Source organism: Pseudoxanthomonas sp. CCNWLY206-1, assembly GCF_039710385.1.
Classification (GTDB): Bacteria; Pseudomonadota; Gammaproteobacteria; order Xanthomonadales; family Xanthomonadaceae; genus Pseudoxanthomonas_A.
In genome coordinates this window covers 353393-371846 of record NZ_JBDKXI010000002.1, presented here as the reverse complement: position 1 = coordinate 371846, position 18454 = coordinate 353393, and the positions used below count along the sequence as shown (strand labels likewise).

At 62.7% G+C, this 18454-nt stretch carries 17 protein-coding genes; 7 read left to right on the top strand and 10 right to left on the bottom strand.

Annotated elements, in window-relative coordinates:
• Window positions 1-29: 29 nt before the first annotated feature.
• The 8 genes from AADW18_RS05830 to fusA all read right to left on the bottom strand — a co-directional run bounded on the left by AADW18_RS05830 (window position 30) and on the right by fusA (window position 6687).
• Window positions 30-623, bottom strand: coding sequence for a DUF1439 domain-containing protein (locus tag AADW18_RS05830; protein WP_337342419.1), 594 nt, complete (start codon window positions 621-623; stop codon window positions 30-32).
• Window positions 624-627: 4 nt separating this feature from the next.
• Entirely contained in the window at window positions 628-1194 is a 567-nt protein-coding gene (locus tag AADW18_RS05825; RefSeq protein ID WP_337342418.1) for a DUF1439 domain-containing protein, read from the bottom strand.
• Between the two features lie 119 nt (window positions 1195-1313).
• Window positions 1314-1979 (bottom strand): LysE family translocator, encoded by a 666-nt coding sequence (locus AADW18_RS05820; RefSeq protein ID WP_337342417.1) that lies wholly within the window; start codon window positions 1977-1979, stop codon window positions 1314-1316.
• A gap of 45 nt (window positions 1980-2024) precedes the next feature.
• The gene (locus AADW18_RS05815) at window positions 2025-2333 is read right to left on the bottom strand and encodes a DUF3861 domain-containing protein (RefSeq protein WP_337342416.1); all 309 of its coding nucleotides are present in this window, start codon (window positions 2331-2333) and stop codon (window positions 2025-2027) included.
• Between the two features lie 118 nt (window positions 2334-2451).
• Window positions 2452-2961, bottom strand: coding sequence for a M23 family metallopeptidase (locus AADW18_RS05810; RefSeq protein WP_337342415.1), 510 nt, complete (start codon window positions 2959-2961; stop codon window positions 2452-2454).
• A 78-nt stretch (window positions 2962-3039) separates the two neighbouring features.
• Complete coding sequence (locus AADW18_RS05805; protein WP_337342414.1) at window positions 3040-3690, bottom strand: tellurite resistance TerB family protein; 651 nt, start codon at window positions 3688-3690, stop codon at window positions 3040-3042.
• Between the two features lie 286 nt (window positions 3691-3976).
• Entirely contained in the window at window positions 3977-4378 is a 402-nt protein-coding gene (locus AADW18_RS05800; protein ID WP_337342732.1) for an HU family DNA-binding protein, read from the bottom strand.
• A 263-nt stretch (window positions 4379-4641) separates the two neighbouring features.
• Complete coding sequence (gene fusA, locus AADW18_RS05795; RefSeq protein WP_337342413.1) at window positions 4642-6687, bottom strand: elongation factor G; 2046 nt, start codon at window positions 6685-6687, stop codon at window positions 4642-4644.
• A 330-nt stretch (window positions 6688-7017) separates the two neighbouring features.
• Here fusA and AADW18_RS05790 point away from each other — a divergent pair, with 330 nt between their 5' ends.
• The 4 genes from AADW18_RS05790 to AADW18_RS05775 all read left to right on the top strand — a co-directional run bounded on the left by AADW18_RS05790 (window position 7018) and on the right by AADW18_RS05775 (window position 10771).
• Window positions 7018-7452 (top strand): OsmC family protein, encoded by a 435-nt coding sequence (locus AADW18_RS05790; protein WP_337342412.1) that lies wholly within the window; start codon window positions 7018-7020, stop codon window positions 7450-7452.
• Window positions 7453-7497: 45 nt separating this feature from the next.
• On the top strand, window positions 7498-8223 hold the full coding sequence (locus AADW18_RS05785; protein ID WP_337342411.1) for an alpha/beta fold hydrolase: 726 nt from the start codon (window positions 7498-7500) through the stop codon (window positions 8221-8223).
• A 38-nt stretch (window positions 8224-8261) separates the two neighbouring features.
• Window positions 8262-8948: a glycine zipper 2TM domain-containing protein gene (locus AADW18_RS05780; protein WP_337342410.1), complete on the top strand. Its 687-nt coding sequence runs from the start codon at window positions 8262-8264 to the stop codon at window positions 8946-8948.
• Window positions 8949-9100: 152 nt separating this feature from the next.
• A complete protein-coding gene (locus AADW18_RS05775; RefSeq protein ID WP_337342409.1) occupies window positions 9101-10771 on the top strand; it encodes an amidohydrolase in 1671 nt (556 codons plus the stop codon).
• Window positions 10772-10950: 179 nt separating this feature from the next.
• Here the strand turns inward: AADW18_RS05775 and AADW18_RS05770 are convergent, their stop codons facing one another.
• Together AADW18_RS05770 and AADW18_RS05765 are read right to left on the bottom strand one after the other, a co-directional pair.
• Window positions 10951-11829 (bottom strand): PhzF family phenazine biosynthesis protein, encoded by an 879-nt coding sequence (locus tag AADW18_RS05770; protein WP_337342408.1) that lies wholly within the window; start codon window positions 11827-11829, stop codon window positions 10951-10953.
• A gap of 31 nt (window positions 11830-11860) precedes the next feature.
• Window positions 11861-12733, bottom strand: a complete 873-nt coding sequence (locus AADW18_RS05765; protein WP_337342407.1) for a PhzF family phenazine biosynthesis protein — start codon at window positions 12731-12733, stop codon at window positions 11861-11863.
• A gap of 79 nt (window positions 12734-12812) precedes the next feature.
• Here AADW18_RS05765 and AADW18_RS05760 point away from each other — a divergent pair, with 79 nt between their 5' ends.
• From AADW18_RS05760 to murD, 3 genes are all read left to right on the top strand, one after another.
• Entirely contained in the window at window positions 12813-15428 is a 2616-nt protein-coding gene (locus AADW18_RS05760; protein ID WP_337342406.1) for a bifunctional aspartate kinase/diaminopimelate decarboxylase, read from the top strand.
• Window positions 15429-15703: 275 nt separating this feature from the next.
• A complete protein-coding gene (gene murL / locus AADW18_RS05755) occupies window positions 15704-17062 on the top strand; it encodes a UDP-N-acetyl-alpha-D-muramoyl-L-alanyl-L-glutamate epimerase (RefSeq protein ID WP_337342405.1) in 1359 nt (452 codons plus the stop codon).
• Window positions 17043-18446 carry a UDP-N-acetylmuramoyl-L-alanine--D-glutamate ligase gene (murD, locus tag AADW18_RS05750; RefSeq protein WP_337342404.1) on the top strand — a complete coding sequence of 468 codons (1404 nt, stop codon included), beginning with the start codon at window positions 17043-17045 and terminating at the stop codon, window positions 18444-18446. The genes murL and murD overlap by 20 nt, the downstream gene beginning before the upstream one ends.
• Window positions 18447-18454 lie beyond the last annotated feature (8 nt).

The following is an 18454-nucleotide window of genomic DNA, read 5'->3' as shown; positions in this document are numbered from 1 at the left end:
TCGACTAGTCTCATGCGCGATCAACTCCGTCACTCCAGGCCCGGTACCGCGCCGATGTCCCGGTTGAACCGCACAACCACACGCCCGTTCTCGATGTTGGTCGACACGACCTGCAGATCGCCGAGCAGCGCCGCTGTCGCTGTATCCAGTTGATATAGCGGTTCTTTCTTGGCGTAGTCGGACAGCCATAGATTGATCAGCATCTCGGTGCGTCCATCGATTTTCTGCCCGGGCGAAGCGGCATCGATGCGGTCCAGGGTGGGCTGATCCAGCAACAACGCCCGCTGCTGCGGGTCGAAGCGCAGTCCGCTGCTCAGCCAAAGCCGGCCGATAGGCGTGGCGTTACCACCTCCAGAGGCGGCCTTGGCGTCGACGCCCAGCGCGAGGCGTTGGCCTCCCGCGGGGATAGATAATTGCGGGTCGCTGAGGGTCAACGTCAATAGCCCGCCCAGCGTGTCGTAATCCTGCGGGAACTCGGCGCTCAGATGCTGCTGCACCTCCGCACCGGTGACGCTGACTTCATTACCTTTTACCGTTTGCGCCCAGACAGAGAGAGGTGCGCTCAAAGTCAGCAATAGCATTGCGCTGGTGCGAAAAAGACCACGTCGAGATTTCTTCATCATTGCCTTAGCGATCCTCAAGTTTTACTGCGATTCGCCCGTCCTCGATCAGGGTCGCACCGATTCGCTTGTTCGAAGGCAGGCGATCCAGTACGTCCGCGTCGATGCGGTAAACGGGTTCTTGGTTGGCATATTCGGTCAGCACGGCATTGATCAGCTCACGCGTGCCGCTTTCTTTCAATGATCCGGATCCGGGCAGTTCCACGTCGACGATTTCCGGATTCAACAGGTGCAGGCCACGGGTTGCGGGGTCATAGCGCAGGCTGCTGGCCAGCGCGAAACGGCCTTTGCTTATCTCGCCGATGCCCAACCCGCGAACGCCTATGTCGAAGTCCAGTCGCAATCGATCGTCGTCTGGCGGAATGGCCAGCCGGGGATTGCTGAGCGTGGCCGATACCAATCCGCCGAGCTTGTCGAACTCGCGCGGGAAGCTGTTGTTGAGATGCCGCTGCAGCTGCGGTGTCGTGAAGCTGATCTGGTTGCCCAGATAACCCGAGACGGTGTTCATGGCCGCGCAGCCGGCAAGCGACAGCAGAGCGAGCAATAGGAAGACGGGGATTAGATGGCGGCGCATGGGCATGATCGAACTCGCGGGAAGGTGTCCACCTTAGCCAGCCGGAGTGAACACAGCCTCAATCGTGAGTGCTGTGCGGTAATTGATATGGGGCGGTGTTCGCTTTCAAACAAGCATGCTCACTCGCGTTGCTGCATTGCCAGCCTAAGTCCTAAAGCCACAAATACGCTGCCGGTGGCCCGGCGCTTCCATCGATCAAAACGCGGGTTGGCCGGAGCACGTCGCCCGAAGCGGCCAATCAGCAGCGACAACACGAGGCTGTGGGCCAGGCCAATGATGGATAGCAATGCGCCGAGCGCCAGGAACTGTAATGGCACCCAGCCACGTTCTGGGTGCACGAACTGTGGCAGGAACGCCAGAAAGAAAATGGCTACCTTGGGGTTTAGCAATCCTGTGAGGACCGAACGCAAATACACACCAGTCGACGTTGATGGTGCTTTTGGCGTCGCGCCATGGTCGAGAGTCCCGCGGTCGAGTGCGGGCGCTCTTTCCCGCCAGGCCTTGATACCGAGCCAGATCAGATAAGCCGCACCGGCGTACTTGACCAATTCGAATGCCATTGCCGAGGTGGCGAGTATCGCCGACAAGCCCAAGCCCGCGGCCAAGGCGTGAAGTAGTGTGGCGGTCTCCAGTCCCAAGGCGGCTTGGGCACCGCGGCGGGTGCCGCCCGCTAGCGCTTGAGTCGCAATCCATGCCGTGCCCGGACCTGGAATCAGCACCAGTGCCGTGGCAGCGGCGGTGTACGCAAGCAGGGTGGTGCTGTCGAACATGGAGAAAACGTTCATGAAATGCGCCCGCAGTGGAGAGCCGTAGCTTACGCGCGGTACGGATCAATCGGCGCGGTTGCCCTGCTTCAGACCCCGAATGAACTCGCCCATGTGCGCACGCAGCGGGGCGAACAGATCATCGGTGTCTCCACGGTGTTTCAACATCAGGCCACTGAGCAGCTTGGTGCCGATGACCAGGGCTGCGCGCTCGTCACCGCTGAAGCCGCGTTGCCGCTGGGTTGCCTCCAATATTCGCATCCAGTCGTCGTGGCAGCTGTGTTCGAATTCGATGGTGCAGCGTCCGCTGCACGGTTGCCCATCCTGCTCGATGGGAGTGACCGTGATTCGGTAGCGATGTTTGTCGTTTGCCATGGGGTTTGCCGGAGAAGCGGAAAGCCATCCCAAGATAGGCCCGAGGCAAACCGACGGCGAGTGTTACCGCCGCGATGCACTGTTCCAGGCGCTCGGCGGTGTGGCGCGTTCTTGGGGTTCAGCGCGCGCGCGGGCTTCTGAATGCCCGCATCAGTGGCAACGGATCGTAGGCGCCGTTCTCGCCGTAAATTCCATAGTGCAGATGAGGCGGCGTGCCTCTGGCGTTGCCGGTGGTGCCGACCACGCCCAAGGAGTCGCCAGGCCGCACCACATCACCAGTCTGCAGGTCTGGCGCCCAATCGTCCAGGTGCGCGTAGTAGTGGCGTTCGCGACCTGGCCCCAACACCCACACCTGCTTTCCGCCCAGGCCACCCTCGCGCACCGACACTACGATGCCGCGGGTACTACTGAACACGGGCGTTCCGCGCGGCGCAAAAATATCCACGCCGGCATGGGTACGATCCGTTCCACGCGGCGCACCGAACGTATCCGCGATTCGTCGTGCGGTCACTCCTTCCACGGGCACAGGGAGGGCGCTTGGCGGCGGCATGCGCGACAACTCCCATAGCGTTCGCGGCTTCGCCATGAAAGGCTGCCGCCACGCCCAGGGCAGCAGCCACGCTGCCATCGCCACAATGATCAGCCGCGTCAGCCAGCGGCGGGCTGCACGATGCCAAGACGAGGGCGTCGGCGCCGCCACGGTGGATCAGGCCTGGCGAACCTGGTCCGCCAGCTGCTGTTCCAGCCGGGCCTTCAATGCGTCGTCGAGTTTGAGTTGTCGCGCCAGTTCATCCAGATAAGCGCGTTCCATGAAGTTCTGCTCGTCGGCCACCAGCAGGCTGGCCAGATACATTTCGGAAGCAATTTCCGGCGTGGTGCCCGCCTTGGCGACTTCCGCCGGATCGAGAGGCTTCTCCAGTTCGTTTCGCAACCAGACCTGCACGGTATCGTCCTGATGGATGCGGGCGAATTCGCCTTCGATGATCTGTCGCTCACTGGCGTCGACGTGGCCGTCAGCCTTGGCGGCAGCGACCAGCGCCCGGAGGATGGCTTGGCTGTGCTGCTCGACTTGAGGCGGTGGCAGCCGGTCGACGGTTTGCGGCTCGGTCTTGACCGCGCCGTCCTGCTGAAGCTTGTAATCCCCATAGGCTTTGTAGGCCATCACGCCCAATGCGGCCAGACCACCATAGGTCGCCAACTTGCGTGTGCTTTTGTTGCGGCCCAGCAACAATCCCAGCGCACCGCCTGTCAATGCGCCTTTGCCGAAGTCGGCATTGAGCAGACTGCCCGGCTTGCCGCTACCGTTTCCGCCTTGACTGGATTTGAGGAGATGGTCGAGAAAACCTTGGATATTCATGCGTGGCGCTCCGTTCGGGATTTCTATAGGTGCGGGCTGATAGGCCACGCATCAAGTCCGCGCCCCGATAGCCATTCGGCCGGCGCGATGAAGAACGCGCCGCAGCGCGTCCGGATGGCGCAGAAACGGGTTTCTATCGTTCTTCAGGCGCACAGTCGCGACTCACCGGCGCCGGCATGCCGACGCCACTCCCACAGGGAAGCTTCGTGAAGAAGCCAATCACCATGCGCAAAAAAAATCGGGACGGCGAACCGTCCCGATTGGATATTACGGATGAAGCGGCAGATCAGGCCGCGGCGTCCTTGAGCTTCTTGAGCGGACGCACCTTGACCTTCACGGAGGCCGGCTTAGCAGCGAACCACTGCTCTTCCTTGGTGAACGGGTTGATGCCCTTGCGCTTCGGCTTGGCCGGCACGTTGACGGCAGTGATCTTCAGCAGGCCCGGCAGGGTGAAGGCGCCAGCGCCTTTCTTGTTGACGGAGGCATGGACGGCGCTTTCCAGCGAAGCCAGCACGGCGCGCACGTCCTTGGCGGCCACGGAGGTGGCTTCGGAGATGTGGGCAACCAGACCCGACTTGCTCAGGGCTTCCTTGATCGGCTTCGGTGCGGCCGGCTTTGCAGCGGCCTTCGGTGCGGCGGCTTTCTTCGCGGCCTTTTTCGGCGCTGCTTTCTTGGTGGTCTTTGCCATATTTGTCCTGTCTTGCAGTCTGTAGGTGGGTAATCGGGCCGAAACGTTCGGCAAGCGAAATGTAGGGCAAAGCAAACGCGCCGCCAAGTGCAAAAGCGATAAAAAAGCTTCTTTTTTTGCTTTTTCTGGTTGTAAGCGTGGCTAAGCGGCCGATTGGGCCGGAAAAAAACGTATTGAACGGATCGGTCGGCGTATCGCCGACCGAACCGATCGCCACGCTCGCCTGCCAGTGCGGCGGCTTGCGCGCGGCTCTCGTCTCGCCCTCACTCTTCTTCCTGCCGAGGTCTGTAGGCGTCTGCCAGCTTCTGCTGGATATTGGCGGGCACCGGTTCGTAGTGGCTGAAATCCAGGTTGTAGCGTCCACGCCCAGCGGTCGCCGACTTCAATTCCGCCGCATAGCCTTCCAGTTCCGATAGTGGCACTTGCGCCTTTACCACGATCTCGCCGCGGATCGAATCGGTACCGTTGATGCGCGCACGTTTGCTGGCCAGGCCACCGGTGATGTCGCCCACCTGCGATTCGGGCGCACTGACTTCCAGGTCCACCACCGGTTCCAACACCTGCGGCTTGGCTTTGGCGATGGCATCCAGGAATGCCTTCTTGCCCGCAGCGACGAAGGCGACTTCCTTGCTGTCCACCGGATGATGCTTGCCGTCGTAGACCACCACCCGTACGTCCTGCAGCGGATAACCGGCGATAGCACCTCCGGATAGTACCTGGCGCACGCCTTTTTCCACCGCAGGCAGGAATTGCCCGGGAATCGTGCCGCCTTTGACTTCGTCGACAAATTCGAAGCCACTGCCCCGCGCCAGCGGTTCCACGCGCAGGAAGACTTCGCCGAACTGGCCTGCGCCACCGGTTTGCTTCTTGTGGCGATGGTGGCCCTCGGCCCGTGCGCCGACGGTTTCGCGATAGGCAATGCGTGGGGGGCGGGTCTTCACTTCCACGCCGTGACGCTCCTTCAAGCGGTCCAGCATGATCCTCAGGTGCAGGTCGGAGAGGCCGCGGATCACCGTTTCGTTCAATTCGTTCTGGTGCTCGACCACAAAGCCGGGGTCCTCTTCGGCCAACTTGTGCAGTGCGGTGGAAAGCTTCTGCTCCTGGCCCTTGCTGGCCGCCTCCACCGCCAATCCGAACATAGGCTTGGGGAAATCGATCGGCGCCAGGTGAATCTCGTCCTCGTCGTGGCTGTCGTGCAGCACTGCATCGAAATGCAGGTCGTCCACTTTCGCGATGGCGGCGATGTCGCCAGGAATCGCCTGCTCCACCTCCACGTGATCCTTGCCTTTGAGTTTGAACAAGTGGCCGACCTTGAAAGGTTTCTTGCCATCGTCCACGAACAGTTGCGTGTCCTTCCGAACGGTGCCCTGATACACCCGGAACACGCCCAGCTTGCCGACGAAAGGATCGTTGACGATCTTGAAGACGTCAGCGATGACGTGCGCCTTGCCTGCGGGCAAGGCTTCGATGGGTTTCGCCGCGGCACCACGTCCTTTGAGAAAAGGCGGCGGGTTGGCTTCGGCAGGATTGGGGAAAAGCTGCTCGGCGATGTCCAGCAGTTCCTTGACGCCTACGCCCGTACGGGCGGAAGCGAAGCACACCGGCACCAAGTGGCCTTCGCGCAGGCACTGCTCGAAGGCGTCGTGCAACTCCTCTCCGGACAGTCCGCCTTCGCCCAGGTCAAGATAGTGCTCCATCACGGTTTCGTTGATTTCGACGACCTGGTCGATGATCTTCTGGTGCCAATCCGCGACGGGCCCCAGGTCCGATTCGCCGGCGTTGCGGCCGAAGCAGTCGACCACCGCTTTTCCGCCGTTCGCCGGCAGGTTGAGCGGCAGGACTTCGGCGCCGAACTCCTCGCGCAGATCTTGCAGCACCTGTGCGCAATCGGCGCCTTCATGGTCGATCTTGTTGATGACGATGGCGCGGCAAAGTCCTCGCTGCTGCGCGCGTTCCATCAGCCGCCGAGTGCCATGCGCCACGCCGGTGTCGGCATCGACCACAATCAATGCGGTCTCCACCGCCGACAGCGCCGAGAGCGTCGGGCCGCGGAATTCGGGGTATCCGGGAGTATCGATCAGATTGACGTGGATGCCGGCGTGATCTGTGCTGGCGATAGCGGTATCGATGGAGTGGCCGCGGCTTTTTTCCATCGGGTCGTGATCGGATACGGTGGTGCCGCGTTCGACCGTGCCTGCCGTCTGTAGGGCGCCGCCGGCATGCAGCAGGGCTTCGAAAAGCGTTGTTTTGCCGGCGCCAGGGTGGCCCGCCAAGGCCACATTGCGGATTTGCTGAGTGCTGTATGCCATGAGGCCGTTCCTCCCATGTTTGAGAGTCCGGCCAGGAATGGCCGGGCCTTTGCGGAGCGAATCCGCATATGCCGTCATGGCTGTCCGGGCGAAGCGCGACCCGTGAGCGGCGTGCTCTGCGGGCGGTCATGGCGGGCGGTCAGCATCCGCATGCGGGCCGGCGCGGTCAAGCCGCAGTGCGGTACGGGAGCATGTCGTCGATCGAGCAGCCACCGTCGCTGCTTTACCCGCCGAACGCACCAAGGCGGCGGACGGCTGCCCCGGCTGATATGCCCGGCATGAACATCCGCCGGTGTAAGCTGCGCGCTCCCCTGACCCGAGGATGTGACCATGGCTTTGAAACGTTATGCCGATGCGGTGTGGAATGGCGACCTGCAAGCTGGCAAGGGAAGCATCAGCACGCCGCAGAGCGGCCTGTTCGATGCCCAGAACTATTCGTTCAAGACCCGCTTCGGCGACGAGAAAGGCACCAATCCGGAAGAGCTGCTGGCTGCCGCGCATGCGGGCTGTTTCAGCATGGCGTTGTCCGCGGTGCTGGGCAAAGCAGGGTTCACCCCGGAAAAAATCCAGACTCGCGCCGAGGCCACCATGGAGCCGGGCATGGATCCGGGCCCGACCGTGACCGGCATCAAGTTGATTGTCTCGGCCAGTGTGCCGGGCATCGATGCCGCCAAGTTCGAGGAAATCGCCCAGCAAGCCAAGGCCGGCTGCGTGATTTCGCGCGCGCTGTCGGTGCCGGTGTCGCTGGAAGCGACCTTGCTTTGAAGTCAGACCTGCAGCGGTCCGCGCCACAGTGAGTAGATAGTACGCGTGGGAACCGTCCGTTCGGCGCTGCTCATCCATGGTGCTGGAGGTGGTGGCTGGGAATGGAATCTTTGGCGGGATGTCTTTCAGGCAAAGGGTATCCGCGTCTGTGCGCCAGACCTGCAGCCATCCGCTGCAGGTCTGGTGGCAACGGGCTTTGGTGATTACGAAGCTCAAATGCGCGGTGCACTGTCCCTGCTGCCGTCTCCGCGCGTGGTGATCGGTGCCAGTCTGGGTGGGTTGTTGGCGGTACGTATCGCCGAGCTCGCCGATGCCGCGGTGCTGGTGAACCCCTTGCCGCCTGCTGGCTGGCATCGTGAGCTGCCGCCGCGCGAGTGGCCGGCGGTTGTGCCGTGGCGAAACAATGCGCGGCTGGTTTCCACCTTGCGCTCGATGCCGGATTCCGACGAAGCGACGTCGTTGTACGCATTTCGCCGTTGGCGTGATGAATCCGGTGCTGTCTTGCGCGAGGCCTATGCCGGTATCGAAGCCGCGGCGCCTATGTGCCCAACGTTGTTCGTGATTTCCAGCAAGGACGAAGACGTGCCGCCATCGCTTTCCTCCGGCATTGCGTCCGCCTGGCGCGCCGAGCTGATGGAATCGGTTGCGATTAGCCATGTGGGGCCTTTGCTTGGGCGCGCAGCGCCAGCAATCGCCAGGCAAACTGTCGCATGGCTAAACGGTGAAGAGCCCGCGGGCCGAATTCAGACTGTTTTCACCGCTTTGGCCTGACGATGCGATTGCGCCGATCCGGCGCGGGGAGGCCCGCCATGAACTATTTTTCCGCCGCCTTGCTTGCCGCGGGACTACTCGCTTCCACGAGCGCCAGCGCGCAGTCGTCGGGCTATTACGGCTCCGGTTCCGGTTATGGCGCGCAGTACGACTACGCGCGAGTGATCCGGGTCGATCCGATCATCGAGTCCGGGGGCTACTCCGGCGGCTACCGCGATACCCAGGTCAGTTCGCAGCGCTGCTATTACCGCCAGGCGGACGACGTTTACGCGCGTGACGACGGTTACTACCCCAACAACGGCAGCTACCGGGACGACGACTATTACCAGGATGACCGTTACCGCACGAGCGGCAACGAAACGGGCCGCACTGTCGCCACGGTGATCGGCGGTATCGCCGGTGCCGTGCTGGGCAGCAAGGTGGGCGAGGGTAGTGGGCGCTATGTGGGCACGGCGGTCGGCTCCATGGTGGGTGGCATGGCCGGCCGATCCATCTACAACAGTTCTCAGCGTAACCAGCAAGCCCAGCGAGGAACCGTGCGGGTTTGCGATCCGGTTCCCACCAGCGGACGCGATGGACGCGGCGGATATGACGATTACTACGACGACCGCCGTGTCTCCGGCTATGACGTGACGTATGAATATGCCGGCCGTACGTATCACACCCGCACGGACCATCATCCCGGCGATCGCATCCGCGTGCGGGTGGATGTCCGGCCGGAATGACCGCAAGCGAACGCTGAGTTTCGCAGCAACTGTTTCATGGGGCCGCAAGGCCCCATGTTCGTTGGGTAGTCCATGGAAGGCGTAGCGGGCCAGGGTTGCCGGTGCGCGACAGCGCGCGCATAGTCCGGGGCGGTCGCAATGAGGAGCCCTGCATGCGCTATTGGTTTTGGATCGCCGCCTTATGCCTGATTGGCACGAACGCGTGGGCTACGCAGGTGCAGGTGCTGACCGCCGCGCGTGTACATACCTCCGACCCGCAACGTCCGATTGCCGAAGCGATCGCCTGGGATCAGGAAGGACGCCTGCTTGCGGTGGGTGACTCGAAAGAACTGTTGGCCCGTTACCCTGACGCCCGGCATATCCAGGCGCCGGGCAAGACCGTGATTCCCGGTCTGATCGACGCGCACGGGCATGTGATGGGCCTGGGATACGCGCTGACACGTGCGGACCTGGTCGGCGCACGCGACAAGGCCGAAGTGATCGCGCGCCTGAAAATCTATGAAAAGCAGCTGCCCCCGGGTGCATGGTTGTTGGGAAGCGGGTGGGATCAGAACGATTGGCCGGACAAGGCGTTCCCGAGCGCCGCGGATCTGGACGCTGCCTTCCCGGAACGTCCGGTATGGCTGGAACGCGTCGATGGCCATGCGGGCTGGGCAAATTCGGCCGCTTTGCGTGCCGCGGCCGCAAAAGCGGGCAAGACGTTGCAAGGCGACTGGCAGCCCGCCGGAGGACGGATCGAACGCCGCGATGGCCAGCCCAACGGCGTTCTTGTCGACGCCGCCATGGCGCTGGTGAATGCCGCGGTGCCTGCGCCGGACGAGGCATTGCGCGAACAGGCGTTGACCAAGGCGTTGGACATGGCGGTGCGGCATGGGCTGACCGGCGTCCACGACATGGGTGTGCCGAGGGAAGATCTTGCGTTGATGAAGCGTTTTGCCGATGCCGGTCGACTGCCGCTGCGGCTGAGCGCTTATGCCGACGCTGACAGCGCGGCATTGGCCGATCTCTGCGCCCAAGGGCTTTATCGCCACGAAAGCGGTCGCCTGCAGATGCGTGGAGTCAAGTTCTATATGGACGGCGCGCTGGGCAGCCGCGGCGCAGCTCTGCTGGAAGACTACAGCGACGATAAGGGCAACCGCGGCCTGCTGCTTACTGAGCCGGCGGCTTTCGAATCGGCCGTGCGCAAAGCCAGGAAATGCGGCGTGCAGGTCGCTACCCATGCCATTGGCGACCGCGGCAATCGCATCGTGCTGGACACCTACACGCGTGTGCTTGGAGATTCAAAAGACAGCAACCAACGCTGGAGAATCGAACACGCGCAAATGGTCGCGCTGGATGATATCCCGCGCTTCGCATCGCTCGGTGTGATCGCCTCGATGCAGCCTACACACGCCACATCGGACATGCCGTGGGTACAGGATCGCATCGGCCCGCAACGCATCAAGGGCGCTTATGCCTGGCAGCGTTTCCGCGCCAGCGGTGCGCGGCTGGCGTTGGGGTCGGACTTCCCGGTTGAATCGGCTGATCCACGTCTGGGACTGTATGCCGCTGTGACGCGACAAGGGCGGGCAGGGCAGCCACCCGGCGGATGGTTCCCAGATCAACGACTGACGGTGGTCGAAGCACTGCGTGGCTTTACCGCCGATGCTGCCTACGCAGGTCACGACGAAGACGAAGTGGGGCGTCTGGCGCCCGGCTTACGCGCGGACTTCGTGGTGCTGGATGAGGACCCGATGGCGAGCCCCGCCACAGGGCTCGACGAATTGCATATTCGCTCCACATGGGTCGATGGCAAACCCGTGTTCCAATCCGCGCCTCGGTAACCACTCAGTGCACGCTATCAGGAACGCGCCGCAGCGCGTCCGTATGCGAACGCGAACAGGAAGATTTCAATCGCTCGTTGCTTTTATGGTGCCTGACAGGAAGAGCGCCCATGGACGCTTCTGCCGAAGATGAGTGAACCAAGACGTACCGGCGCGTGAACCCGACTGGAAAACCGACATCACCAGCGGATATGCCCAGTCACCACGGTTTGTACCTGGCCGCCCGACCAGACGTCACCGTTGGCATCCACGTGCAATTGCAGTAGCGCGTCATGGCCGACTTCACGGCCTTGACTGACGACATAACGGTCGCGGCCGCCCGGCAGAGCATTTTGCGATTTCAGCCACGCGGCGAGCGTGGCGTTGGCGGCGCCCGAGGCCGCATCTTCGAACGCAGCCGGCGCGCCGACGAAAGCGCGCACCGCCAAGTCATAAGGTTGTCCGTTGGCTCGTGCATAAGCGCAGATGCCCATGCTTTCAGTCGCCTGCGCCAACGCCGCGATCGCCGCCCAGTCCGGCGAAGCGGCGCGCAAGCTGGCTTCGTCCTGCAGTTCCGCCAGCCACCAGCGGCGCCCGCCATCGACCAGCGCGGGTGGAAGCGCGCCAGCCGAGAGGCCTTGCAGTGCATCGCGCAGCAGTGCGTTCCGGTCTGGCGCACCGACTTCCACGACGTTGGCGCGCGGTGTGCGCACCGCAATGGTGCGCGTTGAGCCTTCGCTCTCCACTCGCAAGGGCAGCCGTCCTGCGATGCCTTCCTGGATCAGCAGTCCCTCGCGGGGGTGCGCCAGGCCGGCTTCCAGGACGGCATGCGCAGTACCTACGCTGGGATGTCCGGCGAAAGGCACTTCACGGCGCGGGCTGAAAATACGGATGCCATAGCTGGCTTCGGTTGAAGTGGCGGGAAACACGAACGTGGTTTCGGGCAGGCGCGTCCAGCGAGCGATGGCCTGCATGGTGACATCATCAAGTCCGCTGCCGTCCAGTACCACCGCCAGCGGATTTCCGGCGCCAGGGCGATCGGCGAAGACGTCGAGTTGGACGAAACGGCGTGCAGTCATGAGAAAGGGTTACGGACGGGGGCCGCGCAGCTTACCAATTCACGGTGCCGCGGATGATGAGCTGCACCTGTCCACCGAGCCAGACGTCGTTCTCGTCATCGATGCCGATTTCGACTTTCCCGTCGCGGCCTAGTTCGCGACCCTGGCTGACGGCATAGCGCCGGCTAGCGCCTGGAGAGCGGCCCGCCTGCAGTAGCGCAGCGGCGATACAGGCGATGGCGCTGCCGGTGACGGGGTCTTCCGGAACAGCATCGCCCGGACAGAACACGCGCAGGGTGAGCTGGTGATCCTCGGCATCGGCCAACGCGAATACGGCCAACCCCACCGCATCGCTCGGGGTCGTAACCGTGCCGATGCGCGCATAGTCAGGCGTGAACCCGCGAACCGCCCCCGCGTCGGCCAGTTCGACCAGCCACCAGCGGGGGCCGTTATCCCATAGCGCGGGGACCATGGTGCCGCGTGGTATGCCGGCAAAAGCGGCTTCGACGTCTGGTCGGTAGTGTTGAGCGTCAGCCACTTCCCGCGCGCGCGGCGCGCGGATGTGGATCTTGCGTTGTGGACCTGTGCCTTCAATGCGCACGGGCAGCAGGCCGGCAGTGCATTCCTGTATCAGTTGCTGTTTCCCGCTGACCAGACCAGCGTCCAATGCCGCCCAGGCGGCGCCAACGCTGGGGTGGCCCGCGAAGGGCAGCTCTCGAAGGGGAGTGAAGATGCGCACGCGATAATCGGCTTCGGCCGTGGTGGGCGGTAGGAAGAAAACGATTTCCGGCAAATTCGCCCAGGCGGCATAGGCCTGCATGGTGGCGGTATCCAGGTCCTCGGCATCGAACACCACGCCCAAAGGATTGCCCGCGCCAGGACGGTTGGCGAAGACGTCGAGTTGCGCGTAGGAATGTGAGGTCATCAGGGGAGTCTTTAGGCGAGGGCTTCGTTTAGAATCGATGGTTCGCGCCCGAAGGGTCGGGCAAGCCCCCATTCTATCCATGCCTTCTGCCTCTACCGTTTCCGATCGTTGGATCGTCCTCAAGTTTGGCGGCACCTCGGTGTCGCGTCGCCACCGCTGGGACACGATTGGCCGTTTGGCAAAAAAACGGGCAGAGGAAAATGATGCGCGCGTGCTCGTCGTGGTGTCGGCACTGTCCGGCGTCACCAATGAGCTGACCGCGATTGCCGATGGCGCAACGGACGCCGCGGCGCGTGTCGCCAGCTTGGAACAACGGCATCGCGATTTCGTCGCCGAACTCGAATTGGATCCGGATGCGGTGCTCGGCGGACGTCTGGCGGCCTTGCGTGGTTTGCTGACTGATCCGCGCGCCGCGACGCGTACGCTGGATTGGCAAGCCGAAGTGCTGGCGCAAGGCGAGTTGCTTTCGTCCACGCTGGGCGCGGCCTACCTGCATGCGCAGGGCTTGGATTTCGGCTGGATGGATGCGCGCCAGTGGCTGCAAGCCAGCGTCCTGCCGAATCAGAGCGCCTGGGCGCAGCGGTTGTCGGTTTCGTGCGGCATCCAGGCCAGTGAAGAGTGGAGCCGCGCATTCCGCGAACAGCCCACGCGCATGCTGCTGACCCAGGGTTTTATCTCGCGTCATGAAGACGGCGGGACCGCCGTGTTGGGACGGGGTGGTTCGGATACTTCCGCAGCCTATTTTGGCGCGCTCCTAGGCGCGCAGCGGGTGGAAATCTGGACCGATGTGCCCGGCATGTTCAGCGCAAATCCGCGCGAAGTGCCGGACGCTCGCCTGCTGACCCGATTGGACTATTACGAAGCCCAGGAAATCGCCACCACCGGCGCCAAAGTGCTGCATCCGCGTTCCATCAAGCCCTGCCGCGATGCGGGTGTGCCGATGGCGATCCTGGATACCGAACGTCCTCACCTGCCGGGCACCAGCATCGACGGCGGTGCGCTGACCGTTCCCGGCGTGAAAGCCGTCAGCCGCCGTAACGGCATCCTGCTGGTGTCGATGGAAGGCATTGGCATGTGGCAGCAGGTGGGCTTCCTGGCAGATGTGTTCGCACGCTTCAAGAAGCATGGGCTGTCGGTGGACCTGATTGGTTCTTCTGAAACCAACGTCACCGTGTCGCTGGATCCCAGCGAGAATCTGCTCAATACCGACGTGTTGGCGGCGCTGTCCGCTGACTTGTCGGAGATCTGCCGGGTCAAGGTGATCGCGCCGTGCACCGCCATTACCTTGGTCGGTCGTGGCATGCGTTCGCTGTTGCATAAACTGTCGGACGTGTGGGCGATGTTCGGGCGCGAACGCGTGCATCTGATCTCGCAGTCGTCCAACGATCTCAATCTGACCTTCGTCATCGACGAAGCCGACGCCGATGGTCTACTGCCGGTGCTGCATGCGGCATTGATCGACAGTGATGCCATGCCGGTGGAAGAGACCAGTGTTTTCGGCCCCCGCTGGCGCGAAATCAATGGTGCCGTCCGTCACCGCGGTACGCCATGGTGGCATGGCCAGGCGCAGCGCAGTCAACTGCTGGCGTTGGCGCAGACCGATACGCCGCGTTATGTCTATCACTTGCCGACGGTCCGCGCACGTGCTCGTGCGTTAGCCGCGATTGGCGCCATCGATCGACGGTTCTATGCGATCAAGGCGAACTCTCACCCGGTGCTGTTGCGCACTCTGGTCGAGGAGGGCTTCGGCCTGGAGTGCGTTTCCCAGGGCGAATTGGAACGAGTGTTCGAAGCCGTGCCGGCGTTGGCGCCGCAGGAAGTGCTGTTCACGCCAAGTTTTGCGCCGCGCGCCGAGTACGAGTTCGCGTTGTCCCGCGGCGTCATCGTCACGCTGGATAATGTGGAAGCATTGCGCAACTGGCCGGCGCTGTTCCGCGGCCGAAGCCTGTGGCTGCGGATCGACCTTGGCCGTGGCGATGGCCACCACGATAAGGTCAAGACCGGCGGCAAGACTTCCAAGTTCGGCCTGCCGCTGGCGCGATTGGAAGAGTTCCTGGCCCAGGCCAGATCACTCGATGTTCGCATCGCAGGTTTGCACGCGCACTTGGGCAGCGGCGTGGAAACCCCACAGCATTGGCGCCAGGTCTGCGATGAACTGGGCGGCATCGCCGACCAGATCGGCAGCATCGAAAGCATCGATATCGGCGGCGGTCTGCCCATCCCCTACAGCGCGGACGATGAGCCCTTCGATCTGGAAGCGTGGAGCGCCGGATTGGCGGAAATCAAAGCCGCGTATCCCGGCTATCGGTTGGTTGTCGAACCTGGCCGCTACCTGGTGGCCGAATCGGGCGTGTTGCTGACCCATGTCACTCAGGTGGTGGATAAGGAAGGCATTCGCCGGGTCGGTGCCGATGCGGGCATGAACGCATTGATACGGCCGGCGCTATACGACGCTTGGCACGACGTGGCCAATCTGAGCCGCTTGGACGACAAGGCTGAAATAGCGTTCGATGTGGTGGGCCCGATCTGCGAATCCAGCGATGTGTTCGGCAAGCGCCGCCGTCTTCCCGCCGCTACTGCCGAGGGCGACGTACTGCTGTTCGCTGACGCCGGTGCCTATGGCTATTCCATGGCGAACACCTACAACCTGCGTGCGTTGCCAGTGGAGGATGTGATCGATGACGCTGGCACCTGAATCCGTTTTCCCGTTTCAAGGCGCCGCGGTTGATGGCGGTGCTGCGCTGGACTTCATCGTTTTCTTCTGCCGTCGCCAATAGTGCGGTGTCCCACAAATAGCTTACCTATCTGACTTGGCCTTGACCCCGGATCCTGCGTTGCTCGTCGTCACCATAGTTCCGCCATGCCTCCTCCTCGCGCCTTGGCTCGGGGACCAATTCACGGCGTCATATAGGCAAGCTTTTTGCGGGACACCACACTTGCGCCGCCAGTTGCGTGTCACCACAGGTAATCATGATCAATTTCGATAAAACCAAGATTCAGTCGTTCCGCTTCGTCCGGTGTTCGCTTGACGCACAGACGGGCGTCGCGCAATTGGTCTACGCCTTCGACGATGGCCCGGAGCTGACGGAGACCGTCACTATCCCGGGGGCGCCCTTTGCGTTGGAGGCTGAGCAAGAAGCCGCCGCGCAACGTGCATTGCGCCTGCTGCACCTGATCACAGGCGTCAGTTACTACAAGGCCGCGGTACCCGAAGAAATACGCATTGACGGCTACGCCATCGATTCCGCCACCGCGGTGCTGCTGGAGCAAACCTACGTCCATGGATTGGGTGAGTTCGCGTACCGCAACGGTTTGAACCTGCACGATCGCATTCGTTTTCCGGTGGGGCAGTCTTCGGCGTCGCCTGCTGCCGCTTCATTGGGGCTGCGTGAGCATGCGTTGGTCGCCATCGGCGGCGGCAAGGATTCGCTGGTCAGCATCGAGGCGCTGCGTTCGGCCGGTGTGGAGCAGACGGTTGCGTGGATAGGAGGGTCGCAGTTGATCTCGGTATGCGCGGCGCGTACTGGATTACCCACGTTGAACGTCGGCCGCGCGTTGGCGCCGGAATTGTTCGAATACAACCGCCAGGGCGCCTGGAACGGCCACATTCCGGTGACGGCGATCAATTCCGCGATCCTGGTACTGGCGGCGGTGCTGCAAGGTGTTGATCAGGTGGTGTTCTCCAATGAGCGCTCCGCCAGCTACGGCAGCATGATTCCGGGCACGGGCGAAGTGAATCATCAATGGTCGAAAGGCTGGGCGTTCGAACAGGTCTTTGGCGAGTACGTGCAAACGCACATCGCCGCCGATCTTCACTACTACTCATTGCTGCGTCCGTTGTCGGAACTGGCGGTCGCTCGCCAGTTCGCCAAGACTGACCACTACGATGCGCACTTCTCCAGTTGCAATCGCAATTTCCACATCCTCGGCGAACGCCCGGTCAATCGCTGGTGCGGTGTCTGTCCCAAATGCCATTTTGTGTTTCTCGCCCTGGCGCCATTCATGCCCAAGCCGCGCCTGGTAAGCATTTTTGGCCGTAACCTGCTGGACGACATAGCGCAGGTCGGCGGGTTCGACGCGCTGTTGGAGTACCAGGATCACAAGCCATTCGAATGCGTCGGTGAAGGCCAGGAATCGCGCGCCGCGATGGCGGCTCTCGCCGACCGCCCGGAGTGGCGGGAAGACGCCTTGGTCGCGCGCTTCAATCAGGAAATCCGACCGCAGCTGGATGCATCGGAACTCGAGATAGGACCTTTGTTGGAACTCGCTGGCGAGCATCGCATTCCTGCTGCGCTGTGGGAGCGCCTGCGTGCGAATTTCGCAGTTTGATGGCCGTCGCGTTGCGTTGTGGGGTTGGGGCCGTGAAGGCCGCGCCGCTTACCACGCAATTCGCGAACGCTTCCCTGCGCTGCCACTAACGCTGTTCTGCAACGCCGATGAAGCGACCGAAGCGGTCGCTTTGCACGACGCGCTGCTTCAAGCAGAGACCCATGTCGATGGGCCGCGCCTTTCCGCGTTCGATGTGGTGGTGAAGTCGCCCGGCATCAGCCCTTATCTGCCCGAGGCCATGGAAGCGGCGGCAAAAGGTGCACGCTTCATCGGTGGTACGGCGTTGTGGTTCGGAGAACATCGCGATGCAGATGGATACGCGCCGCGGACCTTCTGCATTACCGGCACCAAGGGTAAAAGCACCACCACCTCGCTGCTGGCGCACTTGCTGCGCGCGGGCGGTTTTCGAACAGCATTGGTAGGGAACATCGGCCTGTCCCTACTGGAAGTGCTGGATCCACAGCCGGCTCCGGACTACTGGGCGATCGAGCTGTCCAGCTATCAGACCCGTGATGTCGCGGCCAGCGGCACTCGCCCGGATGTGGCGGTGGTGCTGAATATTTTTCCTGAGCACTTGGATTGGCACGGCGGAGAGACGCGCTATATCGAAGACAAGCTGGCCTTGGTTACCGAAGCCAAGCCACATATCGCGGTACTGAACGCGGCCGACCCGTATCTGGCGCGGCTTGCGTTGCCGGACAGCGAGATACGCTGGTTCAACCGAGAAGATGGTTGGCATCTGCGTGACGATGACTTGTACCGGGGTGAACACTTCATCCTGGATACCACCACGGTGCCGCTGCCGGGCAGGCATAACCGCAGCAATTTGTGCGCGGTGCTGACGGCGATCGAGGCGGCTGGCATCGAAGCTGCTTCGCTGGCGGTGGCCGCGCAGTCTTTCCAGCCGCTGCCCAACCGCCTGCAGACGATCGGCGAGCGCGACGGCATCCTCTATGTAAACGACTCCATCAGCACGACGCCGCATGCGAGTCTGGCGGCGCTGGATTGCTTTCGTTCGCACCGCGTCGCGATTCTGTTGGGCGGCCATGACCGGGGCCTGGATTGGGACGACTTTGCTGCTCGAATGCGCGAACAGCCGCCTGCGGCCATCGTCACCATGGGCGCCAATGGGCCGCGCATTCATGCGTTGCTGGAACCGCTGGTAAAGGCAGGTGGCTTTCAACTTGCAGCGGCAGACGGGCTGGTCGATGCGATGGCGCAAGCGCGCCGTTTGCTGGATGGGCGAGGCGTGATCCTGCTCTCGCCCGGCGCTCCAAGCTTCGGACAGTACCGGGACTATGTGGCGCGTGGCCGGCACTTCGCGGAGATCGCCGGCTTTGATCCGGATACGATTTCATCGATCCCGGGTTTGGGGATCGCTTAGCGCTACCG